Source organism: Streptomyces sp. NPDC059398 (genome assembly GCF_042751845.1).
Classification (GTDB): domain Bacteria; phylum Actinomycetota; class Actinomycetes; order Streptomycetales; family Streptomycetaceae; genus Streptomyces.
In genome coordinates this window covers 1-2,728 of the sequence record NZ_JBHYWP010000201.1, presented here as the reverse complement: position 1 = coordinate 2,728, position 2,728 = coordinate 1, and the positions used below count along the sequence as shown (strand labels likewise).

The following is a 2,728-nucleotide window of genomic DNA, read 5'->3' as shown; positions in this document are numbered from 1 at the left end:
CGGGGCGCCCGGGGGGCGGGCACCCCACACCCGGGGGGTTTTTGTGGCCGGGTGGGGGGGCGCGGGGCCTCAATCCCGGGCGCGCCCGCGGGTCGGTGACTGCTTGGGATTTCGGCCGGCGGTCAGCCGGCACTGCACAGAGTGCGACGACGGGCCGTCAGCCCGCAGCCACCTCGCAAGTCCGAGAAGAAATCACTTCCGAACCACCTCCTTTCCAGCGTGCATCCCACGTTAGGCACGGCTCCGCCGAGTCTCAACCGATTTATTCGGTGACTTCTTGTTCGGTGACTTCCCCGGAGCTCTCCGGCTTCGGTGACCTCCGTGCGCACGTTTTTCGGTGAATGGAGTGTGGGCTGCATCACCTTCGCGTTGAATGACCGGACGTGCGGTACACGCAGTACATGCAGTGGACACGTCCTGTTGGGGGTTCCGGATGAGTGGGTCCCGGATCGAGGCGACCAGTGCGCTGGGGCCCGATGAGCCCGAGCCCGGTGGGGCGTCGGGGGCGGGCGGGGCTCCAGCGCCCGGTGTGCCGCCCGAGCCCGGCGGCGCCGGTGGGGCCGGTGGGCCCGGCGATGACCCGGGCGGCCCTGGCTCCGATCTGCTCGCCGCGCTGCTGGACGGGATGGACGCCGCGCTCTGCGCGTTCGACGCGGACGGCGTGATCACGCACTGGAACCGCGAGGCCGAGCGGATCCTCGGCTGGTCGGCTGACGAGGCGGTCGGCCGTACCGGCTTCGCGGACTGGGCGGTACGGACCGCGGACGCCGAGGAGGTGCAGGCCCGGCTGATGGCGGCGATGCACGGTCCGGGCCGCCGGGTCCACGAGTTCGCGCTGCTGCGCAAGGACGGCGGGCGGGTGCTCGTACGGACCCAGACCTCCGGCGTACACGGACCGGACGGCGCTCCCGCCGGGGTGTACTGCGCGTTCAGCGAGGTCCACGCGCAGATCGATCTGGAACGGGCGATCGCGCTCAGCGAGGCCCTGTTCGACGACGCCTCCTGGGGGGTCGTCCTGGTCGACGTCGATCTGCGGCCGACCGTCGTCAACGCCCATGCCGCGCGGGCGCTCTCCACGGGCCGCACCACCCTGCTCGGGCGCCCGCTGGGCGATCTGATCGTGCAGGGCGTCGAGGAGCTGGAGGGCGCGCTCCAGCACGTACTGGCCGAAGGCGCGCTGTCCGCGCCCGCCGAGATGTGGGTGACGCTGCGGACCGCGGAGGGCGAGCGCCGGCGCTGCTTGCGCAGCGGATTCGTACGGCTGGCCTCACCACTCGCGGAGGAGCCCGTTCCGCTCGGCGTCGGCTGGCTGTTCCGGGACATCACAGCGGCCCGGGAGGCCGAACAGGAGGCGAACCAGCTCCGCTTCCGGGGCAACCAGCTGCACCGCGCCTCGCGGGCCGCCGCCGAGTGCGAGGACCCGATGGAGGCGGCGACGTCGTATCTGGACTTCGCGCTGGCCGGTTTCGCGGACCACGCACTGATCGACATATCCGTGCAGGCACCGCCCCCGCCGCCGGGCGCTGCCGCCGAGCCGCAGGCCGCGCGGCTGGTACGGGTGGCCGAGACCCCGTCCGCGGGTGCCTCCGGGCCGTGCCTGCCGGTGGCGGGCGCCGCGCTGCCGGTGCGCTACCGGGCCGGTCATCCCGCACTCCAGGCGGTGGCCAGGAGCGGAGCGGTAAGGACCAGCGCGGCTGCCTCCTCCCGGCCCGCTCCGGCGGACGGGACGGCCGGGGACGCGGCGGAGGCGTGGGCGGCGCAGCGGCAGTGGCCGCCCGGCACGGTGCACGCGCTGTGCACGGTGCTGCGGAGCCGGGGGCGGACGCTGGGCGTCGTCACCTTCCTGCGCGGGGCGAGCCGCCTCGCCTTCGAACGGCCCGACGCGGTGTACGCGGAGAGCGTCGCCGTACGGGTGGCTTCCGCGATCGACCTGGCGCAGGCGCTGGGCGGGGCGCCCCGCCCGTACTGAACCGCGGAAACGTTCGCTCCGGAGACGGGCCCGGGGAAGTCGGTGGAGAGGTGTGGCCCACGGAGTGAAGAGGCTGAAACACCCGCCTCTGTCAGGTGCGTAGATCGATAAGCTCCTGTCGCCGGTCACGGGGGTGTGGCCGGCCGTACGACGATGCGGCCGCGTTCGCAGGCCGCCAACGGGAGAAACAATGAAGAAGATCGCAGCGCGCCGACTCGCTGCCGTGGCCGTGACCGGAGCCGCTCTGCTCGCCGGTGCCGTCGCAATGGCACCGGGGGCGGCGGCCGCAGCCTCCTCGTGCTCGCACGACTGGTCCGGGCCGCAGATCTGTATCTCGACCACGGGCAGGTCGGGGTCCACGAACCCGGGCCACGTATACGCTTCCTGGACGAACCCGTCGAAGTCCAGGAAGTCGGCCACGGTCTATCTCACCGAGCCGGGCGCGGCGGGCCACAAGGGCTGGACCCACAAGCTCACGGCCCACCGCCAGAAGAACGGACAGATCGTGGCCTCGTACTACCCCGAGAGGCAGATGTACGACGGGAAGCTCTGCGCCCGCTTCAAGGGCTCGTCCCACACCGCGTGCGTGGACCTGATCGAGCGCTGAACCAGCCCGGCCGGGCGGTGGCACCGTTCCGGCGCCGCCCGCGCGGCCGCACGCTCTCCTCGGACGCCAGGCCCCCCACGCCGGGCCGCCGACGCCAGGCGCCGGGCGCCAAACAACAACACCGCAACCACCAGACGGGCCCACAACACGAA

3 protein-coding genes are annotated in these 2,728 nt (G+C 72.8%); 2 read left to right on the top strand and 1 reads right to left on the bottom strand.

Going from position 1 to position 2,728, the window contains the following annotated elements; translation table 11 throughout:
- The first annotated feature begins 433 nt into the window (after nucleotides 1-433).
- Together ACFXBC_RS34965 and ACFXBC_RS34960 are read left to right on the top strand one after the other, a co-directional pair.
- Nucleotides 434-1,969: a PAS domain-containing protein gene (locus tag ACFXBC_RS34965; protein ID WP_385034129.1), complete on the top strand. Its 1,536-nt coding sequence runs from the start codon at nucleotides 434-436 to the stop codon at nucleotides 1,967-1,969.
- Between the two features lie 190 nt (nucleotides 1,970-2,159).
- Entirely contained in the window at nucleotides 2,160-2,576 is a 417-nt protein-coding gene (locus ACFXBC_RS34960; RefSeq protein ID WP_385034126.1) for a hypothetical protein, read from the top strand.
- On the opposite strand, the gene ACFXBC_RS34955 is transcribed toward ACFXBC_RS34960, so the two are convergent.
- Nucleotides 2,486-2,698: a hypothetical protein gene (locus ACFXBC_RS34955; RefSeq protein WP_385034132.1), complete on the bottom strand. Its 213-nt coding sequence runs from the start codon at nucleotides 2,696-2,698 to the stop codon at nucleotides 2,486-2,488. The genes ACFXBC_RS34960 and ACFXBC_RS34955 overlap by 91 nt on opposite strands.
- Nucleotides 2,699-2,728 lie beyond the last annotated feature (30 nt).